Below are 21,894 nucleotides of genomic sequence, written 5' to 3'. Positions count from 1 at the left end.
TTGATTAGTATAAATTGACGAAGTGTTATATAATAGCAATAGAGCAAACGAAAGGTGATGTGTAATGTCAATAAAATGCTATGAGACTGATTATAAAAACTATGGAAAATGCCTTTGCCTTGATAACGGCAAAATTAAGCTCATCACTACAATTGATGTAGGACCGAGGATAGTTTTTTTTGGCTTCTCGGACGGTGAAAATGTCCTTTTTGAGGACGTTGACAGGAATTTCTATGAGATAAACAACGGCTACGGCGTATGGTACGCTTATGGCGGACACAGAATATGGACAGCCCCCGAGGTCATGCCCGAGACTTATCTCCCTGATAATTCAAACGTCGAAGCAATATTTGATAATGGCACACTCACTCTTACGCCTCCAAAAACTAAATTTGGCAAGCAGTTTCAAATGGTCATAAAAATGGACGATAACAATTCGGTAACCATTGAAAACAAGATCACTAATTGCTCTGATAAGCCTGCGGAGTTCGCAACGTGGTCCGTAACAGGACTTGCGGCAGGCGGAACCGAGATCGTTCCTCTTTGCAGAGAGGACAAAGGTTTCCTGCCTAACAGAACTATGTCGCTGTGGAGCTATTCAGATGTAAAAGACGAAAGATTCACACTAACCGATAAGTACGTTCTGCTGAGACAGGATCCCAAGATCAAGAAAGCCTTTAAGGCAGGCTTTAATGTTACAGGGAAGCAGATACTTTATATTAATGGCAAGAACATTTTCAGAATGTGCTTCGATGAATATAAAAAGACAGAATATCCTGATTTTTGCTGTAACTATGAAACTTACACAAACGACCTTTTTCTTGAATGCGAGCTTCTTGGTGAGCTGAGGGAATATCAGCCCGGCGAGACAGCTTCTGTTAAAGAAAAGTGGGAGCTTACTACTACCGACTGGGCTACAGATAAGGTTATAGAAGAATTTGTAAGTAAAATTTGATTGAAAGGGGAATGCTTATGGAAAAGTACAGAGACGAAGCATTGTCCGCACTTGAGAGAGCCGAAGATCTTACAGACAGATTGTCAGTAGAGGAACAGGCAGAGCAGCTCAAGTATGACGCTCCAAGCGTGGAGAGACTGGGGATACCTGCTTATAACTGGTGGAGTGAAGGACTTCACGGTGTAGCAAGAGCAGGAACAGCTACTATGTTCCCACAGACTATAGGTCTTGCGGCAATGTTTGATGATGAAGCTGTACAGAAAGCCGGAGAAATAACTTCTGTTGAAGCAAGGGCAAAGTACAATGAATATTCAGCTCACGGTGATCGTGACATATATAAAGGACTCACACTCTGGTCGCCTAATATTAACATATTCCGCGATCCGAGATGGGGAAGAGGTCAGGAGACCTACGGTGAAGATCCGTTCCTGACAACTCGTCTGGGAGTTGCTTATACAAAGGGACTTCAGGGTGACGGAAAGGTGCTCAGAGTAGCTGCCTGTGCAAAGCATTTTGCAGTACACAGCGGACCTGAGGCTACAAGACATGAGTTTGACGCAAAGTCAAACATGAAGGACATGACAGAAACTTATACAGCAGCTTTTGAAGCCCTCGTAAAAGAGGCTAAGGTAGAAAGTGTCATGGGTGCTTACAACCGTGTAAACGGTGAGCCTGCCTGTGCAAGCAAGTTCCTTATGAGCAAGCTTGACGAATGGGGCTTTGACGGACACTTTGTATCAGACTGCTGGGCAATAAGAGATTTCCACACAAATCACGGTGTGACAAAGACCGCTCCCGAGTCTGCTGCACTGGCTTTAAAGACAGGCTGCAATCTCAACTGCGGAAATACATATCTCCACCTTCTCAGTGCTTTCAATGAGGGGCTCATAAACGAGAAAGATCTCAGAGATTCCTGTGTAAAGCTTATGAGAACAAGAGTAAGACTTGGTATGTTTGACAAGTCTACAGAATACGATGATCTTGATTATGATATCGTATCCTGCGACGAGCACAAGGCGTTCTCACTTAAATGTTCGGAACGTTCTATGGTGCTCCTGAAAAACAACGGTATCCTGCCGCTTGACGGCAGCAAATACAAGACTATCGGAGTTATCGGACCTAATGCCGACAGCGTTCCCGCACTTGAGGGCAACTACAACGGCAGAGCTGATGAATACATTACATTCCTTGACGGAATCCGTGAAGCATTCGACGGCAGAGTTCTTTTCTCCGAGGGAAGCCACCTCTACAAGGACAGATGCATGGCTCTCGCTCTCCCCGACGACAGACTCGCCGAGGCTGAGATAATCGCAGAGCACTCAGATGTAGTAGTTCTTTGCGTAGGCCTTGATGCAACTATCGAAGGTGAAGAAGGAGATACAGGTAACGAATTCTCCTCAGGTGACAAGATCGACCTCAGACTTCCCGAGTCACAGAGAAAGCTTGTTAAGACGGTAATGGCTACAGGCAAGCCCGTCATCATAGTAACTGCCGCAGGAAGTGCAATAAATGTGGAAGCAGACTGCGACGCGCTCATTCAGGCGTGGTATCCCGGTCAGCTTGGAGGAAGAGCACTTGCGAATATACTTTTCGGCAAGGTATCACCTTCGGGAAAGCTCCCCGTAACATTCTATGAGGACGCTTCAAAGCTGCCCGATTTCTCGGATTACAGCATGAAGGATCGTACTTACAGATATGCCAAGGGAAATATACTTTACCCCTTCGGCTTCGGACTTACATACTCTGAGACAGAATGCTCGGAGCTGTCCTTTGAAAACGGTGTTGCTTCTGTAAAGATAACAAATACAGGCAGCCGCGCAACTGAGGACGTAGTCCAGTTTTATATCAAAGGTTATTCGGAGAACGCAGTTCCCAACCACAGCCTCTGCGGCTTCAAGAGAGTCGCACTTGACGCAGGTGAGAGCAAGATCGTACAGATCACTCTTCCTGAAAGAGCTACAATGGCAGTCAACGAAAAGGGCGAGTGGGTCAAGGAAGGCAGTGAGTTCACCCTCTATGCAGGAACATCGCAGCCCGACCAGCTAAGTGAAAAACTTAACGGAAAGAAATGCACTACTCTGAAAATAAATGTCTAATGGAGGATAAAAATGGAATTTTTCAAGAATATCGGTAAGATCGAGTATAAGGGCAAGGACAGCACAGATCCACTCTCATTCAAGTACTACAATCCCGATGAGATCATCAATGGCAAGAAGATGCGTGACCACCTCAAGTTTGCTCTTTCATGGTGGCACACAATGGGCGGCGACGGAACAGATATGTTCGGCTGCGGCACAACAGACAAGACATGGGGTCAGACTGATCCTGCTTCAAGAGCTAAGGCTAAGGTAGACGCAGCTAAGGAGATCATGGATAAGCTTTCCATTGATTACTACTGCTTCCACGATCGTGACCTTTCTCCTGAGTACGGCAGCTTAAAGGAGACAAATGCTCAGCTCGACATCGTAACAGATTATATGAAGTCTGTTATGGGCGACAAGAAGTGTCTCTGGGGTACAGCTAAGTGCTTCGATCACCCAAGATTCATGCACGGTGCAGGTACTTCACCATCAGCTGATGTATTCGCATTCTCAGCAGCACAGATAAAGAAGGCTATCGAGTCAACAGTAAAGCTCGGCGGTAACGGATATGTATTCTGGGGCGGCCGTGAAGGTTATGAGACTCTTCTCAATACAAATATGGGTCTTGAGCTCGACAATATGGCTCGTCTCATGAAGATGGCAGTTGAGTATGGACGTTCAATCGGCTTCACAGGTGATTTCTACATCGAGCCAAAGCCAAAGGAGCCTACAAAGCACCAGTATGACTTTGATACAGCTACTGTTCTGGGCTTCCTCAGAAAGTACGGTCTCGACAAGGACTTCAAGATGAACATCGAAGCTAACCACGCTACACTTGCTCAGCACACATTCCAGCATGAGCTCCGTGTATCAAGAGACAACGGTGTATTCGGTTCTATCGACGCTAACCAGGGTGATCCGCTTCTCGGATGGGATACAGACCAGTTCCCGACAAACATCTATGATACAACAATGTGTATGTACGAAGTTATCAAGGCAGGCGGCTTCACAAACGGCGGTCTCAACTTTGACGCTAAGGCAAGAAGAGGCAGCTTCACACCTGAGGATATCTTCTACAGCTACATCGCAGGTATGGACGCATTCGCACTCGGCTTCAGAGCAGCTCTCAAGCTCATCGAAGACGGTCGTATCGACAAGTTCACTGAGGACAGATATTCTTCATGGACAAGTGGAATCGGCGCTGACATCATCGCAGGCAAGGCTGATTTCGCATCACTTGAAAAGTATGCTCTTGAAAAGGGTGAGGTTACTGCTTCACTTTCAAGCGGCAGACAGGAAATGCTCGAGTCAATCGTAAATAACGTTCTTTTCAGTCTGTAAGGACTGAACAATATAAACATTTTTTTATTTGGAGGTCAAGAAAATGAAAAAAGCAAGATTATTATCGGTCATCTCAGCGTTAGCCCTTCTCGCTACAACAGCTATGACAGGCTGCGGAAGCAAGAGTGAAGAAGGCTCAGACGGCTCCAGCGGTGGTGGAGCAACAACCAAGGAGGGCAAGACAGTCCTCAAGCTTATGACTTTCACTAAGGAAGTTAAGCAGATGTGTGAGAAGTACTTTGAAACACATCCTGATTTCGCAGAAAAGTACGAATTAAAGGTTACAGAAATCCCTACAACAGACGGACAGTTCCAGCCGGCTCTTGACCAGGCTCTCGCAGGCGGCGGAGAAGATGCTCCTGACTTCTACTGTGCAGAGGCAGCTTTCGTTCTTAAGTATACAAAGGGCGATGCTTCAAGCTTTGCTTGCCCATATGAGGAACTCGGCATTGATGTTGAGAACAAGATCAACGAAGCTGAGATCGCTCCTTACTCAGTAGAGATCGGCAGAAACAATGACGGTAAGGTAGTAGGTCTTGGATATCAGGCTACAGGTGGTGCATTCATCTACAGACGTTCTGTAGCTGAGGCTGCATTCGGTACAGACGATGTTGCTGAAGTTGAGAAGCAGATCGGTGCAGGTTCAGGCGACTGGGATCAGTTCTTCAAGTGCGCTGACGACCTTAAGAAGAAGAATATCGCTATCATCTCAGGTGACGGTGATCTCTGGCATGCAGTTGAGAACAGCTCAGATACAGGTTGGGTTGTTAACGGCGAGCTCAATATCGATCCTAAGCGTGAAGCTTTCCTCGATCTTTCTAAGGAGCTCAAGGATAACGGATACCACAACGATACTCAGGACTGGACAGACGGCTGGTTCGCTGATATGAAGGGCGAGGGTGAGAAGCCTGTTCTCGGTTTCTTCGGTCCTGCTTGGCTCATCAACTACTCACTCAAGGATAACTGCGGCGGTACAAAGATCGGCGAAGGAACATACGGCGACTGGGCAGTTTGCCAGTCACCTGTAGGCTTCTTCTGGGGCGGTACTTGGGTAATCGCTAACAAGAATTCCAAGAACAAGGAAGCTGTTGGTAAGATCATCGAGTGGATCACACTTGATACATCTGAGAGCGGTCTCCAGTATATGTGGGCTAACGGAACATTCGATCCTTCTAACCCGACTAAGGACTGCGTAGCTTCAAATGTTGTTATGTCCAAGTCAGACGGAAAGGTTGACATCCTCGGCGGACAGAATATGTTCGATGTATTCCAGAAGGCTAACGAGTTTGCTAAGGGCGATAACCTCACTCAGTTCGATGAGGGTATCAACAGCCAGTGGCGTGATCAGGTTCGTCAGTACACAGGCGGCGCTAAGTCAAGAGATGCAGCTATCAAGGACTTCAAGCAGGCTATCGGCGATACATTTGACATTAAAGTAAACTAATATTTCCCCTATAAGCAGTACCGCTCTGCGGCGGTACTGCTTATAAATAAAAAGGAGGTTTGCGGCTTTGAAAACGAAGCTCAAGGGTATTAGTTATTCAAAATACGGATATCTCTTTAGTATTCCTTTTGTTGTTGCATTTTTGATTTTTACGCTGTATCCTACCATATTTACAGCGACCCTCGGTTTTACTGATCGTAAAGGTCTTATTCAGGAAAATTACCATTTCCTCAAGGAAGATATCTTCCAGAACTTTAAATCAGTATTAGAGAATGAATCCTTTAAAACATCTCTAAAAAATACAATCATGATCTGGGTAATGAACTTTATCCCGCAGATCACAATCGCACTCCTGCTGACTGCATGGTTTACCTCGCACAGCAATGAGATAAAAGGAAAAGGCTTTTTTAAAGTAGTTTTCTACATGCCGAACATCATTACAGCTGCAACAGTTGCGATTCTGTTTAAGGCTATCTTCAGCTACCCAAAGGGACCTGTCAACGATATTCTCGTATCATCAGGCCTTCTGGATTCTGAATATTTCTTCACTAACAGCCGTACCGCATCAAGACTTATTGTTGCATTTATCCAGTTCTGGACTTGGTACGGAAATACTATGATCGTACTTGTTTCGGGCGTACTCGGTATAAGCCCCGACATTTACGAAGCAGCAGAGATCGACGGAGCGAACGGTGTTCAGACCTTCTTCCGTATTACGATACCTAACTTAAAGACAGTTTTACTGTATACACTTGTTACAAGCCTTGTAGGTGGTTTGAATATGTACGATATACCTAAGGTATTCCTTAACGGTGGTCCTGACAGTGCAACCCTTACAACGAGTGTATTCATTTATAACCAGGCATTTGCAGGAAGTTATATCTATAACAGAGCGGCTGCTGCAAGTATGATCATGTGGCTTGTAATTGTTATCTGCTCGGCAGTATTGTTCTATCTGATGCGTGATAAGGACGAGATCAAGCTCAACAAGCAGGTTAAGAAAGCAAAGAAAGAGGCCAGAATGGTTGCGAAGGGAGGAGTAAACGAATGGCGTCTGTAACACGTACAAATCCCAAGTCAATTGCGTTTAAGGCTTCAGCTTACACATTCTGTGCACTCCTTACTGTACTCAGCCTTTTGCCCTTTATCATAATGATAGTTAACGCTACCAGAAGCACTCCGCAGATCCAGAGCCACGCTTTGTCACTGATACCTTCAAAGTATCTGATGAAGAACTATGCGTGCTTTGCGGGCAGAGACTTCAAGCCGTTCCTTGGCTTCAAAAACTCGCTCATAATCTCATGTGGTGCTACATTATGTAATATCTATTTCTCAACAATGACAGCATTTGCACTTGTTGCATATGACTGGAGACTCAGAAAACCGTTCTTTACAGTTATCATGGCAGTACTTATGATACCTGCACAGGTAACATCTATCGGTTTCTATCAGTTCATGCACAGCGCAGGCTGGCTCAATAGCTATCTCCCACTGATACTTCCTTCTATTGCAGCACCTACCACAGTGTTCTTTATGAGGCAGTACATGATCCCTTCACTTCCTATGGAAATTCTTCAGTCAGCAAGAATTGACGGCGCAGGTGAATTCAGGATCTTCAACCAGATAGTTCTTCCGATGATGAAGCCTGCTATGGCTACACAGGCTATATTTACCTTCGTTGGTACATGGAACCAGCTGTTCCTGCCACAGGTACTTCTCACGGATAAGGAAAAGTATACAATGCCTATGATGGTAAGTCTCCTTAACGGTGACTCATATAAGACAGAAATGGGTGCTGTATATCTTGGACTTCTTCTCACAGTAATCCCTCTCCTCGTTGTATACTTTGCACTTTCAAAGCATATCATCGCAGGTGTTGCACTTGGCGGTGTAAAGGGATAATAGTATTCTTAAAGTTATCACATTTTTCTTTCTTAAATCTTAGAGGGCTGTTCCGCAAGGTTCAGTCCTCTTTGTTTTTGCTGATAATATTTGCTCAGACCTTGCAATTGATGAAAAAACGTGGTATAATAAAACTATTAATACAATGACACGGAGGAACACTATAATGTTATCTGATATCGAAATCGCTCAGAGTGCTGATATGAAGCGTATCACAGAGATCGCAGCTGAACTCGGCATTGCTGAAGAGGACATCGAGCCCTACGGACATTACAAAGCTAAGCTATCAGAGTCTCTTTATTCCAAGCTTGCTGATGAAGAGGACGGAAAGCTCATACTTGTTACAGCTATAAATCCAACTCCCGCAGGTGAGGGAAAAACGACAATAAGTACAGGACTTGCTGACGCAATGCGCAGGATAGGAAAAAAATCAGTGCTTGCACTGAGAGAGCCTTCTCTCGGCCCTGTTTTCGGTATGAAGGGCGGCGCAGCAGGCGGCGGCTATGCACAGGTAGTTCCTATGGAGGACATAAACCTACATTTTACAGGTGATATGCATGCTATAACAGCAGCAAATAATCTTCTCTGCGCAATGATCGACAATCATCTCCAGCAGGGAAATGTATTACAGATAGACCAGCGCAGGATAATGTTCAAGCGCTGTATGGATATGAACGACCGTGCGCTGAGAAATATACTCATCGGACTTGGCGGCAAGGCTAACGGTATCCCCCGTGAGGACGGCTTCAACATAACAGTTGCATCTGAGGTAATGGCTATACTCTGCCTTGCTTCCGATATCGCTGACTTAAAGGAAAGACTTGGAAATATCCTTGTTGCATATAATCTCAGCGGTGAGCCTGTTTACGCGAAGGATTTGGGCTGCACAGGTGCTATGACTGCTCTTCTCAAGGACGCTCTCAAGCCAAACCTTGTACAGACTCTTGAAAATACACCTGCATTTATCCACGGCGGTCCTTTCGCTAATATCGCTCACGGCTGCAACTCACTGAGAGCTACAAAGCTTGCGCTGAAGCTTGGCGACTATGTTGTAACAGAGGCAGGCTTCGGTTCAGATCTCGGAGCTGAGAAGTTCCTGGATATCAAGTGCCGTATAGGCGGACTTGCTCCTTCATGCGTGGTTATCGTTGCTACAATAAAGGCTCTGAAGTACAACGGCGGAGTTCAGAAGCAGGATCTTGCAAAGGAAAATATGTGGGCACTTGAAAAGGGTATCGAGAACCTGAGAACTCACATCGAAAATATGCATAAATACCATGTGCCTGTAGTTGTTGCTATAAACAGATTTGCTACAGATACAGACGAAGAAGTTAAATTCGTACAGAGCTTCTGCGCTGATATGGGCGTTGAAGTTTCAATGTGCGAGGTATTCGCAAAGGGCGGCGAAGGCGGAAAGGATCTTGCTCAGAAGGTATGCGAGACTATCGACCTTGTAAGCGATAACGAATTTAAGCCTATTTACGATACTCACGCTACTATTAAAGATAAGGTAGAGAAGATAGCTAAGGAGATATACCGCGCTGAGGGAGTAGTATTCACTCCTCAGGCTGAAAAGGCTATCAAGGAGATCGAGAGCATCGGCTTCTGGGATCTTCCTATATGTGTTGCAAAGACACAGTATTCACTTTCCGATAATCCAAATCTTCTCGGAAAGCCTAAGAACTTCAAGATAACAGTCCGCGATGCACGCCTTTCATCAGGTGCGGGATTTGTTGTGATTTACACAGGTGATATCCTTACAATGCCGGGACTTCCAAAGGCTCCTGCTGCACTGAATATCGACTGCGACAACAACGGCTGTATCACAGGACTTTTCTGATATGAAGATAATAACTCATTCACCTGCGGAGACCATTGAAGCCGCGCAGAAGCTGGGCGGTCTCCTTAAAGCAGGAGATATGATAGCATATAAGGGCGGACTCGGCGCAGGAAAAACTACCTTTACCCGAGGTCTTGCCATTGGCATGGGACTGGGCGACAGCGTGACTTCGCCTACCTTTGCCCTTGTAAATGAGTACCGCGGCGAGAATATCACGCTTTATCACTTCGATATGTACCGCATAAATACCGAGGACGACCTTGAGTCTACGGGATTTTACGATTATCCTTTCGAGGAAAACGTTGCGGCAGTTGAATGGTCGGAGAATATCGCTGATTTTCTCCCTAAGGATACTATTTACGTTACAATAAACAGCATTGGCGAAAACGACAGAGAAATTATAATTGAGGACGGTGGAAGATTTGCTGCTGCTTGGGATTGATACATCGGGAAAGACAGCTTCCGCCGCACTTTTCGATTCTGAGACTGAGCTTTTCCTTGCTCAGAGCACGGTATATACCCAAAAGACACATTCGCAGGTCATAATGCCTATGGTCAGGGACGTTCTTGCACAGGCAGGAAAGGAGCTTTCCGACCTTGACGGCATAGCTGCTGCAAACGGGCCCGGTTCCTATACGGGGCTACGTATCGGCGTTGCAGCCGTAAAAGCGCTCAGCTTCGGCCTTAGAGTAAAATGCTGCGGCGTATCTACTCTTCTGGGACTTGCCTGCAATAATCTTGCCTACAAGGGGCATATATGTGCCATTATGAAAGCAAGAGGCGAGCTTGTCTACACCTGTACCTACAAGAGTGACGGCTACTGCGTTGAGCAGGTCACTGAGGAGCAGATAATATCCCGTGACGAGCTTGCGGAGTATCTTGCATTCAATGTCAAGGAAGCACTGCTCTGCGGTGACGGAGCTGCTGAATTCTATAATACATATAATTCTCCTGCATTCATCATAGCACCGCCTCAGGGCAGGTTACAGAGTGCTGTGGGAGTATGTCTCGCAGGAGTTTCAAGAAAGCTTGCAGAGCCCGAATACCTTGAGGTATCCTATTTGCAGAAGGTAAAGGCTGAAAAGGATCTGGAAGCAAAAAATAAATAATAACAATGGAGATGTTTAAGATGATAGCTATCGGCTGTGACCACGCTGGTGTGGAAATGAAAAAGGCAGTTATCGAAGCTCTTTCAGAAAAGGGCTTTGAATTCAAGGACATGGGTACTGACGGAGAACCATGCGATTACCCTGTAATGGCAGAAAAGGTATGCAACGAAGTACTTGCAGGAAACTGTGAAAAGGGCATACTTATCTGCGGAACAGGTATCGGTATGTCTATTGCCGCAAACAAGATAAACGGCATCAGAGCTGCACTGTGCGCTGATTCATTCTCAACACGCTTCACACGCCTGCATAACAATACAAATGTTATGTGCATGGGTGCAAGAACTCTCGGACAGGGACTTGCCTGCGAGCTTGCTGAAATATTCCTTACTACGGGATTTGAGGGCGGCCGTCATCAGAGACGTATCGACCTTATAACCGAGATAGAAAAGAAAAACTGAAAGGGGCTGTTAAATATGGCAGAATTACACATCATAGACCACCCGCTGGTACAGCATAAGATATCTCTTCTGAGAGATAAGAACACAGGTACAAAGGAATTTCGTGAACTGGTATCCGAGATTGCAATGTTCATATGCTATGAGGCAACAAGAGACCTTCCGCTGAAGGAAATAGAGCTTGAAACTCCTCTTGCTGTTGCAAAGACTAAGATAATCTCGGGAAGAAAGCTTGCTTTCATTCCGATACTCCGTGCAGGACTTGGTATGGTAGACGGTGTTACAACACTTGTTCCTGCTGCTAAGATAGGTCATATAGGACTTTTCCGCGACCCTGATACAAAGGTGCCTGTAAAGTATTACTCAAAGCTTCCTGACGATATCGAGGAGCGTGATGCTATCATCGTTGACCCGATGCTGGCTACAGGAAATTCAGCAGTTGCAGCTATTACAGAGCTGAAAAATCTGGGCGTAAAGCATATCAAGTTCATGTGTATCATCTGCTCGCCTGAGGGAGTAAAGGCAGTACAGACTGCTCACCCTGATGTTGAGATATACGCAGGTGTAATGGACGAGAGACTCAACGAGGATAAGTACATAGTTCCCGGCGTTGGTGACGCAGGAGACCGTATCTTCGGTACAAAATAAGTTTTTAGAGAGAGCCGCAGGCACGACAGAGAATGTCTTCGGCTCTCTTTTTATAAAAAACGGTGAATGATATTATGGCAGATATAATTGATATAACTCCCGAAAACAAGGGCGAAACGGAGATATTCACGGCACTTTCCGAGCCTCAGCTCCTGCACTATTTCGAGCCTGATGGCGGACTCTTCGTTGCGGAAAGTCCCAAGGTCATAGAACGTGCGCTTAACGGCGGATATGAGCCCTATGCCATGCTCATGGAGCACAGAGATATTGGCGGACAGATGAAGGATATACTTGCACGATGCGGCGATGTACCTGTTTATACGGGAGAGTTTGACGAGATAACCGAGCTTACGGGCTTTAAGCTTATACGCGGTGCGCTTTGTGCTTTCAGACGCAGAGAGCTTCCCACAGTCAGCCATATATGCGGAAATGCAAGGAGAGTAGCTGTGCTGGAGAACGTTGTAAATCCTACAAATGTGGGAGCTATTTTCCGCTCCGCAGCAGCTCTTAATATGGACGCTGTGCTGCTTACTCCTGCCTGCTCAGACCCACTGTACAGGCGTTCATCAAGGGTAAGCATGGGAACGGTCTTTCAGATACCGTGGACTTACCTTGACAGCGACAGGGATTATCCACAGCAGCTCCGTGAGCTTGGCTTTAAAACGGCTGCAATGGCACTCAGCGATGACTCGGTGAGTATTGATGCTCCCCAGCTTGCGGCTGAGAAAAAGCTTGCAATAGTCCTCGGAACTGAGGGCGAGGGACTTGCGGACAAGACCGTGGCAGACTGCGACTATACGGTGAAGATACCCATGTCACATGAGGTAGACTCACTTAATGTAGCGGCAGCAAGCGCAGTTGCTTTCTGGCAGCTTGGAAGATGAGACAGCTTTGATATGACATCGTAAACGGCAGAACAAACAATATGATCCAAATAGCCGAGGAGGTCAATATGAAAAAGTATAAATGGGGCATTATCGGTACAGGTAAGATAGCCCACACATTCGCTACAGCACTTAAACATGACGAAAATGCGCAGCTCTGCGGAGTCGCTTCGAGAACGGCTGAAAAGGCAGAAGCATTTGCAAATGAGTTCGGTTTTGAGAAGAGCTACGGCAGCTATAAGGACTTTGCCGAAAACAGCGATGCAGAGATAGTATATATAGCTACGCCCATGTCATCGCACTTTGACGATGCAGTCCTATGCCTTGAGAACGGCAAGAATGTGCTTTGTGAGAAGTCCCTTACCGTACACGCAGAGGAAACAAAGAAGCTTCTTGCTTTTGCTGAGAAAAAGGGTCTTTTCTTCATGGAAGCCATGTGGATGAAGTGCAGACCTGTGTACAGGAAGATGAAGGAATGGATAGCTTCGGGTAAGATAGGCGATATCGAGTACATAAAGGCTGATTTCAGCAACTATATCCCGTATGATGCCAATGACAGGCTTTTCCGCGAGGACTGCGGAGGCGGCTGTCTGCTTGATTTAGGAGTATACCCCCTTACCCTTGCACATGACCTGCTTGGTATGCCCGATGAGATAGTATACGATGCCCATATGCGTTACGGAGTGGATATAAGCAACTCCATAAGACTCCGCTATAAAAACGGTGCATTTGTTTCTGCTGATAACGGCTTTGAGGTACAGCTCAGCAACAATGCAGTAATATCGGGAAGCAAGGGCTATATTATTCTCGGGAACTGGTTCCACTGCACCTGCGAGGGAACGCTTTACAGCAAGGACGGAAAAGAGATAGAAAGGTTCGTACACCACGATGCGATAAACGGCTATGAGTACGAAGTGGAGGAAGTACACAGCTGTCTCGAAAAGGGACTGATTGAAAGTCCCCTCATACCTCACAGCGACACTATTGCCGTTATGGAATTAATGGACAGGCTTAGAAAGCAGCCCTTAGCCCTTAGCCGTTAGCCTGTAGGGGCTGCCAGCTCTGCATATAGCATTGCCAGCCAAATCACAGATTTGGGGCACTGCTTATTTGACAGTCCGCAAGTGAGTAGTGAGTAGTGATTAGTGAGTAGTGAGTAGATTTGTAGGGGCTGCCAGCTCTGCATATAGCATTGCCAGCCAAATCACAGATTTGGGGCACTGCTTATGTGGCAGTCCGCGCCTTACGCTGCAAATATCAAGAACGCACTCACGCGATGATATTTCCCTTTCGTTTATTGCCCCTCGCGGATATTATCTGCAATTCGCGTTGACTATATCGCGGAGCAAGGGGGCGCAGGCTCTGCGCTGTAGGGGCGCATGACCTGCGCCCGTCAATCACGCATAAACTCTTGCTTGGTTGCTTGGTTGGTTGCTTGGTTGGTTGCTTCCTTGACATTTATTCTATGCAATGTACTTTAGCGATTTAAACCATTCAAGATTGCAAGGAAGCAAGCATTCATCATTTTTTCAGTTGCCAAAACCAATAGTTATCTTTCTTCATTGCTTTAGCCCCAAGTTCATTTTTTGCTCTTGTTAAACTACTATAGCTCAACCCCATTTTCTCCGCCTTATCCACAAGCACCTGAACGGCTTTCATTTCGCCGCCGCCCGGCTCAGCCATGAGGTACTCGTTGCTGCTCACGAAAAACTAACCACTGATAACTGACCACTTTTATCATCTGATTGATTTATTAAACGGAATGTGGTATAATAATATCAACTAATAATGAGGAGATATTCTTATGGCTGTAAATGATATAAACAGAATGAAAGAGCTTAACGAGCTGTTGGCGAAGGCTGCCGACGCATACTACAATACAGGCGTGGAGATAATGTCCGACAAGCAGTACGACGATCTTTACGACGAGCTTGAAGCACTTGAAAAAAAGACGGGAGTAGTTCTCAGCGGAAGCCGTACACAGCAGGTAGGCTATGAGGTATCATCAGCACTGAAAAAGATACGCCACCCCTCGAAGATGCTCTCACTTGACAAGACCAAGAGCGTTGACGAGCTTAAAAGCTGGCTGGGCAGTCATAAGGGCTTTCTCAGCTGGAAGCTTGACGGACTCACCCTTGTACTGACCTATGAGAACGGCGAGCTTGTACAGGCTGTAACACGCGGCAACGGCGAGATAGGCGAGGATATAACCGCCAATGCAAGGCACATCAAGGGCATACCTGCACGTATACCCTTCAGCGGACGTATGGTAGTCCGCGGCGAGTCACTTATGAAGTACAAGGACTTTGAGAAAGTAAACTCCGAGATAGACGAGGGAGCAAAGTACAAGAATCCCCGTAACCTCTGTGTTGGAACAGTACGCAACCTTGACTCCCGTGTGACTGCGGAGAGAAATATCAACTTCTTTGCGTTCAATCTTGTATCAGCCGATGGCTATGAGGAGAACTCATTCTCACAGAGACTCAGCTACCTCGAGGAGCTTGGTTTTCAGCGCGTTTACGGCGTAGAGGTCGATGCTGACAGCATTGAGAAAGCAGTTGCTGACTTTGAAAAAGCCATTACCGAAAACGAATTCCCATCTGACGGACTTGTGCTCATGTATGACGATGTAGCATACGGTCTGAGCCTCGGCGAGACCTCTCATGCTCCGCGAAACGGCATTGCCTTCAAGTGGCGTGACGAGACTGCGGACACAGTTCTCCGCGAGGTTGAATGGTCAGCAAGCCGCACGGGTCTGCTGAATCCTGTAGCAATATTCGACCCTGTGGAGCTTGAAGGAACTACGGTCTCACGTGCTTCTGTTCATAATCTGAGCATTGTCAGGCAGCTGAGGCTCGGCATAGGCGATACACTTACCATATTCAAGGCGAATATGATAATACCGCAGGTGCTGAAGAACGAGACAGCTTCGGGAAGTCTTGAGATACCTGCTGTATGTCCTGTCTGCGGAGCAGCAACGGAAGTCCGTACCTCGGACGATGACGTTGAGACTCTGGTCTGTCCCAATAAGGACTGCGCAGCCAAGCATATAGGCAAATTCGAGCATTTCGTACAGCGTGATGCCATGAATATAGTCGGAATGTCAACGGCTACCATAGAGACACTTGTCTCAGAGGGATTTGTACGTGAGTTCCGCGACTTCTACCACCTTGACGACTATAAGGCAAAGATAGTGACGCTGGAGGGCTTCGGTGAAAAGTCCTATCAGAAGCTTAAAGACGCAGTGGAAGCTTCAAGAAAAACAGAGCTGAGCCGTGTGCTTTATTCACTGGGCATACCAAATATAGGCAGACAGGCTTCAAGACTTATCTGCGGCACTTACACAACAGCCGAAGAGATAGAAAAGCTGTCAACAGCCGAGCTTACAGCCATTGACGGCATAGGCGATGTGCTCGCAAACGACTACGTAAGCTTTTTCAGAGACAGTAAAAACCTTGATGAGTTCCATAATTTGCTTGCGGAGCTCGATATAACAGAAGCAGAAGCCGTTAACGGCGAGTCTGCCATAGCAGGCAAGACCTTTGTAATAACGGGTTCAGTCCATATCTGGAAGAACAGGAACGAGCTGAAAGCCTTTATAGAGCAGAATGGGGGAAAGGCAGCAGGCTCGGTATCTTCCAAGACTGATTACCTTATAAATAACGACTCGACATCAAATTCATCAAAAAACAAAACTGCAAAGGAGCTCGGAGTACCTATAATCACAGAAGAGGAATTTCAGGCGCTTATGCAGAGCTGACGTATTATTTTCGGAGGAGATATGAACACTGAGTTATTGCTGAAAACTGCAATGTTCGTGAACTTTTCAAGAGAAGAGCTGGAAACGGCTCTTACAGAAATGCAGCTCAGGGTAAGGAGCTACAGTAAGGGAGCGAATATTCTCAGCGCAGGAAAGATGACTGATTACCTTTGCATAGTGGCTGACGGCAGCGTTGCGGCTGAGAGCTGCGATATATGGGGGAATCGTATGTGCCTCGGCATCATAGAGAAAGGACAGGTATTTTCGGAGGAATACGCTTTTCTTGCCGATGAACCGCTTATGGCGGATTACTGTGCAAACGAGGATTGCAGTATATTGCTGCTTGACATGAGCAGGCTTACGGGAAGAAATGAAAGCTGGGCAGTAAAGCTGAAAGATAATCTGCTGAGAGTCAGCCTTGAAAAAGCTCTCAGGCTGTCGGAGCGAAGCTGCCACACAGCGTCAAAGAGTGCACGTGGACGGATAATGTCCTACCTGAGCACTGTTTCACTTCAGACGGGAAAGAATGAGTTCGATATTCCGTTCGATCGTCAGCAAATGGCGGATTACCTCAATCTGGAGCGCACAGCACTGTCGAAGGAGCTTAGCCGTATGAAGGACGACGGCTTGATAGACTATCACAAGAACCATTTCGTTATGAATACAGCCTGACGCGGCGGATTTAATTCATAATTATATAGGCGCAGGCTTTGCGCTGTAGGGGCTGGCGTCCTCGACAGCCCGTCAATTAACGATAAAAACAACATAAACGCGCTGCTATATAGTAATGTTTTGTTCAATGATAACTATTAAAAAGGGGGTGATGACTTGATAGACCTCACGAAAATAGAGAAATACAAGGAAAATAACCGTATCGAAGCCAAAAAAGCTATCGGCGGACTGCCAATGAGTCTGTGGGAGACCTATTCTGCCTTTGCGAATACTCTTGGCGGTATAATCCTTCTGGGAGTAGAAGAGCGTGAGGACAAGTCCCTGCACCCCATAGACCTGCCTGACCCTGAGTGGCTCATCAGCGACTTCTGGGAGATAATCAACGATAAGAGAAAAGTCAGCAGGAATATCCTTACGGAGAGAGATGTGAGGATAGTCGAGACCGAGGGCAGGCATATAATCGTTATAAACGTGCCGCGTATAAAAAAGGGCGAGGAGCCAATATATATCGGCGGAAGTATCTACACAGGCACATATAAGCGAAGCGGCGACGGCGACTATAAATGCTCAGTCGAGGAAGTAGCAAAAATGCTCACCCATAGCTCTAAGAGCTAAGAGCTAAGAGATAAGAGAGTAGGGGCGAGTTCCGCTCGCCCGTGCCTTACGATGCAAATAACATGAACTACTGTAGGGGCTGCCTTTGGCAGTCCGCGCCTTACGCCATAAATAACAAGATACGATGTGTAGGGGCGAACAGTGTTCGCCCGTATGCCCCGAATATAAATGAATAACAAAAAGGGACTGCAAAATAAGCAGTCCCGATTTTTATATAATTACGTTCAATACACTCTCAACATACTAATCACTATGCACTAACCACGCGGGCTGTCGAGGACGCCAGCCCCTACAAGCTAAGGGCTAAAGGCTAACGGCTAAAAAAATGGTCAGAAAACAACAGGTCAAAGCGAGTGTAATAGGTGAATGCATTCAAAGGGGTGAAATGATGACAGACAAAGAGCTGCATCGCATAATGGAGCAGTCTCCCGAAGAGGGCAGACGGGCTTTGTTTGATGAATACTGCGGATATGTGTATGCTATCTGCGCAAATAAGCTTAAAGGCTGCGGCACAAGTGAGGATACAGATGAATGTCTCAGTGATACATTTGCTGCGGTATTCCGCTATCTTGACAGCCATACAGGGGCGGACGGAGAGCTTAAAGGCGTAATCGGCACAATAGCAAAGCGTACTGCCATAAGCTATTTCAGACGGCTGTCTGTGAAAAGTGATACTACTGTATCTATAGACTCCGACAGCTTCGGCGAGCTTTCATCTGATGCGGGAGTTGAAGAAGCGGCGGAACAAACAGTACTTCGTGAGACTGTATTTGACTGTGTGAAAAGCTTGGGCGAACCCGATGCGACTATCATCATTTACTTCTATTACTACGGTATGAAAACAAAACAAATAGCTTCACTTGTGGGACTGAGCGATACTGCTGTACAGAAAAGGCTTAGCAGAGGAAGAAAGAAGCTTATGGAGCTGCTGAGTGAAGCAGGTATCTCGGAGGAGGGATATAAATGAGATTTGATGATCTATTCAATGATATTGACAACAATACGGCAGACAGGCTCTCTAAGGAGTATCCCGTCCTCAAAGACGAAAAGAGAGAGAGGTTATACGCCATGAGTAAAAGAAAGTACAATATAAATGAAATGCATGAGAATAACGCTGCTGAGGTATCGGGAGTTGAGAAATACCGCAGACCTAAGTGGTACAAGGGAGCGAGCATTGCAGCTGCGGCTGTGCTTCTTGTAGCAGGAATAGGCGGAAGTATGGCATTTATCAGCCGTAACGGTCAGACTCCTGCAGCAGAGGTAGAAAGCAGTATTATCGAGACAGCGACAGAAGTTACCACAGATTCCGAAGATACTATCAATCTGAGCAGTGATGAGGACGTAACTGATGCAAACGCTATCGCTAAGTTGCTTACCGACGATTGGCTTGCCTGCTTGTATGACATTCACGGAAGAACACTTGAAGTCGATAAGTCATCTGTTGTTACCAAGACAATAACTTCTTACGGCGGCGATGAGATGACGAGGGACTTCTATCGTGTTACCGATAAGAGATATCCAACATGGGAAGACCTTGAAAAACGCTGCTATGAGGTATGCGATGCAGAGCTTGGAAAGATCGTTATTGATAACTGTTCCTGTGCAAAGGAAGAGGATATTGACTATGCGACTCTGATATATACTACAGCTGACGGATACTACGTTAATACAGAGACTTGCGATACCAGTGACAGGCTGTACAAATGGTTAGATGACGATGTAAAGGGCGAATTCGACGAGAACGGAAATATAATCACGACCAGAAGGCATATTGATTTAGATGTTGACCCTGATCATGTTTATGAAACAAAGTTTACTATCGTGAATACCGAAAACGGTTGGCGAATAAGCAAGGCTGAAGAAAAGAATTATGAACAGTCTTCTGAGGGCAGTCAAGACGCCAACGCTGACGCTATAGCAAAGAACCTTATAGACTCTTACAGGGAGTTTATGTGTGCACTTCACGCAGGAGACCTTGAAGTTGACAAGTCTGATACCATTACAAAGACAATGAAAACAGAGGACGGTCAGTATGAGTATCAGTTAGAGTTCTATCGTGTTACCGACCCGAGATATCCTACATGGGCTGATATCGAAAAGCGCTGTTTAGAAATACTGGATAATGAATTGGGACATAAAGTACTTGAAATGTGTTCTGATATTGATGAAGATACTAAAAAGCATACATTCGTGTGCACCACGGATAATGGATACTATATCGAAAAAGGTATCCACGATATCGGTGTAGAAACATTAAAATGGGAAGGATACGATTTAAATAGTGAGTTTGACGAGAATGGCAATATAATTGCAGCTATAAGACATACGCATCAAATCGAGTCACAAGATTTTACTCTTGAGACCACATTTACTATCGTGAACACCGAAAACGGCTGGCGCATAAGTGATGTTACGGAAAAGCCTGTCGATGAAAGCGAAAGCGATCAATAAACAAAAATGGGACTGCAACATAAGCCGTTAGCTTGTAGGGGACGCCGCCCTCGGCGTCCCGCGCCTTACGATGCAAACAACAAATACCATTCCTACGAAATAAAACAAAAAGGGACTGCAAAAAACGCAGTCCCGATTTTTTATAATTACGCATTAATGATCAATGTTTCGCATTTAGAGTTCACGCGATGATATACATCTTTCGTTTATTGTCACTCGCGGATATAATCAGCCATACGTATTGACTATATCGCGGAGCAAGGGTGCAGCGTCACGCACTCACGCGATGAGAGTATAGCGCGGTTTATTATCCCTCGCGGCTATAATTATACGTGCATAAGAATAATTACGCGGAGAAAGGGGGCGCAGGCTCTGCGCTCACGCGATGAGAGTATAGCGCGGTTTATTATCCCTCGCGGCTATAATTATACGTGCATAAGAATAATTACGCGGAGATAGGGGGCGCAGGCTCTGCGCTTAAGCCATACCAGCTGTGATGATAGCCATTTTGTAAACTTCGTCAGCGTTGCAGCCTCTTGAAAGGTCGTTGATAGGAGCGTTAAGTCCCTGAAGGATAGGACCGTAAGCCTCATAGCCGCCGAGTCTCTGAGCTATCTTGTAACCGATGTTACCAGCCTCGATAAGTGGGAAGATGAAAGTATTAGCCTGTCCTGCAACCTTTGAGTCAGGGCACTTTGTCTTAGCGACCTCTGCTGAAACAGCAGCGTCGAACTGGAACTCACCGTCGATAACGAGGTCAGGGTTTATCTTTCTTGCTTCGATAACAGCATCGTGGCTGAGCTGAACTGTGCCGCCCTTGCCTGAGCCGTATGTAGAGAAGCTGAGAACAGCAACCTTAGGATCAATGCCGAAGAAATCAGCTGTCTTTGCAGTCTCAACAGCTACCTCAGCAAGCTTTCTTGCACCTGTGAGAACTACATTGCCTTCCTTGTCAACTGTGTCCTCATAGCTGAGGTTGATAGCGCAGTCGCCCATAGCTATCTTTTCTTCCTTGCCGTCCTTTTCACGGAAGAGAATGAATGAAGAGCTTACCAGGTTAGAACCCTTCTTTGTCTTGATGATCTGGAGAGCAGGTCTAACTGTATCAGCTGTAGAATATGTAGCACCGCCGAGGAGAGCGTCTGCCTTTCCGGCCTTAACGAGCATAGTACCGAAGTAGTTGGACTTAGCCAGAGCTGCGCGGCACTCGTCCTCTGTCATCTTGCCCTTTCTGAGCTCGAACATCTGAGCAACGAGAGCGTCCATTTCAGGATATGTAGCAGGGTCAACTATCTCTGCACCGTCGATATTGAAGCCGCCGTTCTTAGCAGCAGCCTTTACTTCCTGAGCGTTGCCGCAGAGGATAACGCCCATAAGGTTTTCCTTGATAAGTCTGTCAGCTGCTGAGAGGATACGCGGATCGCTTCCCTCAGTGAAGACAATAGTTTTCTTGCTGGATTTAAGGTTTGCTATAAGCTTGTCAAACATTCCCATTTTAGGATACCTCCATTGGATTTAAATTTTACCTTACTATTATATCACAGTTGCCCCGTAAAGTCAATCAGTTATTAGAGGTTAGTTGTTAATGATTAGTAGAGAGTAGAAAGTAGATTGTAGGGGAGTCGCCCTCGGGCTCCCGTATATCCCTTACGATGTAAATAACAAGATACCATGTGTAGGGGCGAGTTTCGCTCGCCCGTTAATCCCGATAATACTTCCCGCGTCGAGAAGCGACTG

At 46.1% G+C, this 21,894-nt stretch carries 20 protein-coding genes; 18 read left to right on the top strand and 2 right to left on the bottom strand.

The features are described 5' to 3' along the window. Positions 1–64: 64 nt before the first annotated feature. From L870_RS0110515 to L870_RS0110455, 13 genes are all read left to right on the top strand, one after another. On the top strand, positions 65–955 hold the full coding sequence (locus tag L870_RS0110515) for a hypothetical protein (protein WP_028518114.1): 891 nt from the start codon (positions 65–67) through the stop codon (positions 953–955). 17 nt (positions 956–972) lie between these two features. Beyond that, the gene (locus L870_RS0110510) at positions 973–3,051 is read left to right on the top strand and encodes a glycoside hydrolase family 3 C-terminal domain-containing protein (RefSeq protein ID WP_028518113.1); all 2,079 of its coding nucleotides are present in this window, start codon (positions 973–975) and stop codon (positions 3,049–3,051) included. Between the two features lie 12 nt (positions 3,052–3,063). Beyond that, positions 3,064–4,377, top strand: coding sequence for a xylose isomerase (gene xylA / locus L870_RS0110505; protein ID WP_028518112.1), 1,314 nt, complete (start codon positions 3,064–3,066; stop codon positions 4,375–4,377). 43 nt (positions 4,378–4,420) lie between these two features. Then, positions 4,421–5,821, top strand: a complete 1,401-nt coding sequence (locus tag L870_RS0110500; RefSeq protein WP_028518111.1) for an ABC transporter substrate-binding protein — start codon at positions 4,421–4,423, stop codon at positions 5,819–5,821. A 67-nt stretch (positions 5,822–5,888) separates the two neighbouring features. Continuing rightward, entirely contained in the window at positions 5,889–6,881 is a 993-nt protein-coding gene (locus L870_RS0110495) for a carbohydrate ABC transporter permease (protein WP_028518110.1), read from the top strand. After that, a complete protein-coding gene (locus tag L870_RS0110490; RefSeq protein ID WP_028518109.1) occupies positions 6,869–7,723 on the top strand; it encodes a carbohydrate ABC transporter permease in 855 nt (284 codons plus the stop codon). The genes L870_RS0110495 and L870_RS0110490 overlap by 13 nt, the downstream gene beginning before the upstream one ends. Before the next feature lie 166 nt (positions 7,724–7,889). Continuing rightward, a complete protein-coding gene (locus L870_RS0110485) occupies positions 7,890–9,563 on the top strand; it encodes a formate--tetrahydrofolate ligase (protein ID WP_028518108.1) in 1,674 nt (557 codons plus the stop codon). A 1-nt stretch (position 9,564) separates the two neighbouring features. Next, positions 9,565–10,005 (top strand): tRNA (adenosine(37)-N6)-threonylcarbamoyltransferase complex ATPase subunit type 1 TsaE, encoded by a 441-nt coding sequence (gene tsaE, locus L870_RS0110480; RefSeq protein WP_028518107.1) that lies wholly within the window; start codon positions 9,565–9,567, stop codon positions 10,003–10,005. Then, complete coding sequence (gene tsaB / locus L870_RS0110475; RefSeq protein WP_028518106.1) at positions 9,986–10,672, top strand: tRNA (adenosine(37)-N6)-threonylcarbamoyltransferase complex dimerization subunit type 1 TsaB; 687 nt, start codon at positions 9,986–9,988, stop codon at positions 10,670–10,672. The genes tsaE and tsaB overlap by 20 nt, the downstream gene beginning before the upstream one ends. A 20-nt stretch (positions 10,673–10,692) precedes the next feature. After that, on the top strand, positions 10,693–11,130 hold the full coding sequence (gene rpiB, locus L870_RS0110470) for a ribose 5-phosphate isomerase B (RefSeq protein ID WP_028518105.1): 438 nt from the start codon (positions 10,693–10,695) through the stop codon (positions 11,128–11,130). 15 nt (positions 11,131–11,145) lie between these two features. Further along, a complete protein-coding gene (gene upp / locus L870_RS0110465) occupies positions 11,146–11,775 on the top strand; it encodes a uracil phosphoribosyltransferase (RefSeq protein WP_028518104.1) in 630 nt (209 codons plus the stop codon). A 74-nt stretch (positions 11,776–11,849) separates the two neighbouring features. Beyond that, on the top strand, positions 11,850–12,659 hold the full coding sequence (locus L870_RS0110460; protein ID WP_028518103.1) for a TrmH family RNA methyltransferase: 810 nt from the start codon (positions 11,850–11,852) through the stop codon (positions 12,657–12,659). 68 nt (positions 12,660–12,727) lie between these two features. After that, positions 12,728–13,702, top strand: a complete 975-nt coding sequence (locus L870_RS0110455; protein WP_028518102.1) for a Gfo/Idh/MocA family protein — start codon at positions 12,728–12,730, stop codon at positions 13,700–13,702. A 478-nt stretch (positions 13,703–14,180) separates the two neighbouring features. On the opposite strand, the gene L870_RS19320 is transcribed toward L870_RS0110455, so the two are convergent. Beyond that, a complete protein-coding gene (locus tag L870_RS19320; protein ID WP_155250187.1) occupies positions 14,181–14,342 on the bottom strand; it encodes a hypothetical protein in 162 nt (53 codons plus the stop codon). A gap of 121 nt (positions 14,343–14,463) precedes the next feature. Between L870_RS19320 and ligA the strand changes: the two genes are divergently transcribed. The 5 genes from ligA (at position 14,464) to L870_RS0110425 (ending at position 20,157) form a co-directional block, all read left to right on the top strand. Next, positions 14,464–16,419, top strand: a complete 1,956-nt coding sequence (ligA, locus tag L870_RS0110445; RefSeq protein ID WP_028518101.1) for an NAD-dependent DNA ligase LigA — start codon at positions 14,464–14,466, stop codon at positions 16,417–16,419. Between the two features lie 21 nt (positions 16,420–16,440). Further along, positions 16,441–17,091 (top strand): Crp/Fnr family transcriptional regulator, encoded by a 651-nt coding sequence (locus tag L870_RS0110440; RefSeq protein ID WP_028518100.1) that lies wholly within the window; start codon positions 16,441–16,443, stop codon positions 17,089–17,091. A gap of 156 nt (positions 17,092–17,247) precedes the next feature. Continuing rightward, positions 17,248–17,706, top strand: a complete 459-nt coding sequence (locus tag L870_RS0110435; protein ID WP_028518099.1) for an AlbA family DNA-binding domain-containing protein — start codon at positions 17,248–17,250, stop codon at positions 17,704–17,706. Between the two features lie 385 nt (positions 17,707–18,091). After that, positions 18,092–18,673 carry an RNA polymerase sigma factor gene (locus L870_RS0110430; RefSeq protein WP_162148442.1) on the top strand — a complete coding sequence of 194 codons (582 nt, stop codon included), beginning with the start codon at positions 18,092–18,094 and terminating at the stop codon, positions 18,671–18,673. Further along, positions 18,670–20,157, top strand: coding sequence for a hypothetical protein (locus L870_RS0110425; RefSeq protein ID WP_028518097.1), 1,488 nt, complete (start codon positions 18,670–18,672; stop codon positions 20,155–20,157). The genes L870_RS0110430 and L870_RS0110425 overlap by 4 nt, the downstream gene beginning before the upstream one ends. Positions 20,158–20,634: 477 nt before the next feature. Here the strand turns inward: L870_RS0110425 and pta are convergent, their stop codons facing one another. Beyond that, positions 20,635–21,651 carry a phosphate acetyltransferase gene (pta, locus tag L870_RS0110420; RefSeq protein ID WP_028518096.1) on the bottom strand — a complete coding sequence of 339 codons (1,017 nt, stop codon included), beginning with the start codon at positions 21,649–21,651 and terminating at the stop codon, positions 20,635–20,637. Positions 21,652–21,894: the final 243 nt, after the last annotated feature.

This window comes from Ruminococcus flavefaciens ATCC 19208 (genome assembly GCF_000518765.1).
Taxonomy (GTDB): Bacteria; Bacillota; Clostridia; order Oscillospirales; family Ruminococcaceae; genus Ruminococcus; species Ruminococcus flavefaciens.
This window is presented reverse-complemented; position numbering and strand designations above follow the sequence as displayed.

Bases quoted from the DNA above. Each gene is read 5' to 3' on its own strand.
- L870_RS0110515 (WP_028518114.1), top strand. From the start codon at position 65: ATGTCAATAAAATGCTATGAGACTGATTATAAAAACTATGGAAAATGC.
- L870_RS0110510 (WP_028518113.1), top strand. From the start codon at position 973: ATGGAAAAGTACAGAGACGAAGCATTGTCCGCACTTGAGAGAGCCGAA.
- xylA (WP_028518112.1), top strand. From the start codon at position 3,064: ATGGAATTTTTCAAGAATATCGGTAAGATCGAGTATAAGGGCAAGGAC.
- L870_RS0110500 (WP_028518111.1), top strand. From the start codon at position 4,421: ATGAAAAAAGCAAGATTATTATCGGTCATCTCAGCGTTAGCCCTTCTC.
- L870_RS0110490 (WP_028518109.1), top strand. From the start codon at position 6,869: ATGGCGTCTGTAACACGTACAAATCCCAAGTCAATTGCGTTTAAGGCT.
- L870_RS0110485 (WP_028518108.1), top strand. From the start codon at position 7,890: ATGTTATCTGATATCGAAATCGCTCAGAGTGCTGATATGAAGCGTATC.
- tsaE (WP_028518107.1), top strand. From the start codon at position 9,565: ATGAAGATAATAACTCATTCACCTGCGGAGACCATTGAAGCCGCGCAG.
- rpiB (WP_028518105.1), top strand. From the start codon at position 10,693: ATGATAGCTATCGGCTGTGACCACGCTGGTGTGGAAATGAAAAAGGCA.
- upp (WP_028518104.1), top strand. From the start codon at position 11,146: ATGGCAGAATTACACATCATAGACCACCCGCTGGTACAGCATAAGATA.
- L870_RS0110460 (WP_028518103.1), top strand. From the start codon at position 11,850: ATGGCAGATATAATTGATATAACTCCCGAAAACAAGGGCGAAACGGAG.
- L870_RS0110455 (WP_028518102.1), top strand. From the start codon at position 12,728: ATGAAAAAGTATAAATGGGGCATTATCGGTACAGGTAAGATAGCCCAC.
- L870_RS19320 (WP_155250187.1), bottom strand. From the start codon at position 14,342: ATGGCTGAGCCGGGCGGCGGCGAAATGAAAGCCGTTCAGGTGCTTGTG.
- ligA (WP_028518101.1), top strand. From the start codon at position 14,464: ATGGCTGTAAATGATATAAACAGAATGAAAGAGCTTAACGAGCTGTTG.
- L870_RS0110440 (WP_028518100.1), top strand. From the start codon at position 16,441: ATGAACACTGAGTTATTGCTGAAAACTGCAATGTTCGTGAACTTTTCA.
- L870_RS0110430 (WP_162148442.1), top strand. From the start codon at position 18,092: ATGATGACAGACAAAGAGCTGCATCGCATAATGGAGCAGTCTCCCGAA.
- L870_RS0110425 (WP_028518097.1), top strand. From the start codon at position 18,670: ATGAGATTTGATGATCTATTCAATGATATTGACAACAATACGGCAGAC.
- pta (WP_028518096.1), bottom strand. From the start codon at position 21,651: ATGGGAATGTTTGACAAGCTTATAGCAAACCTTAAATCCAGCAAGAAA.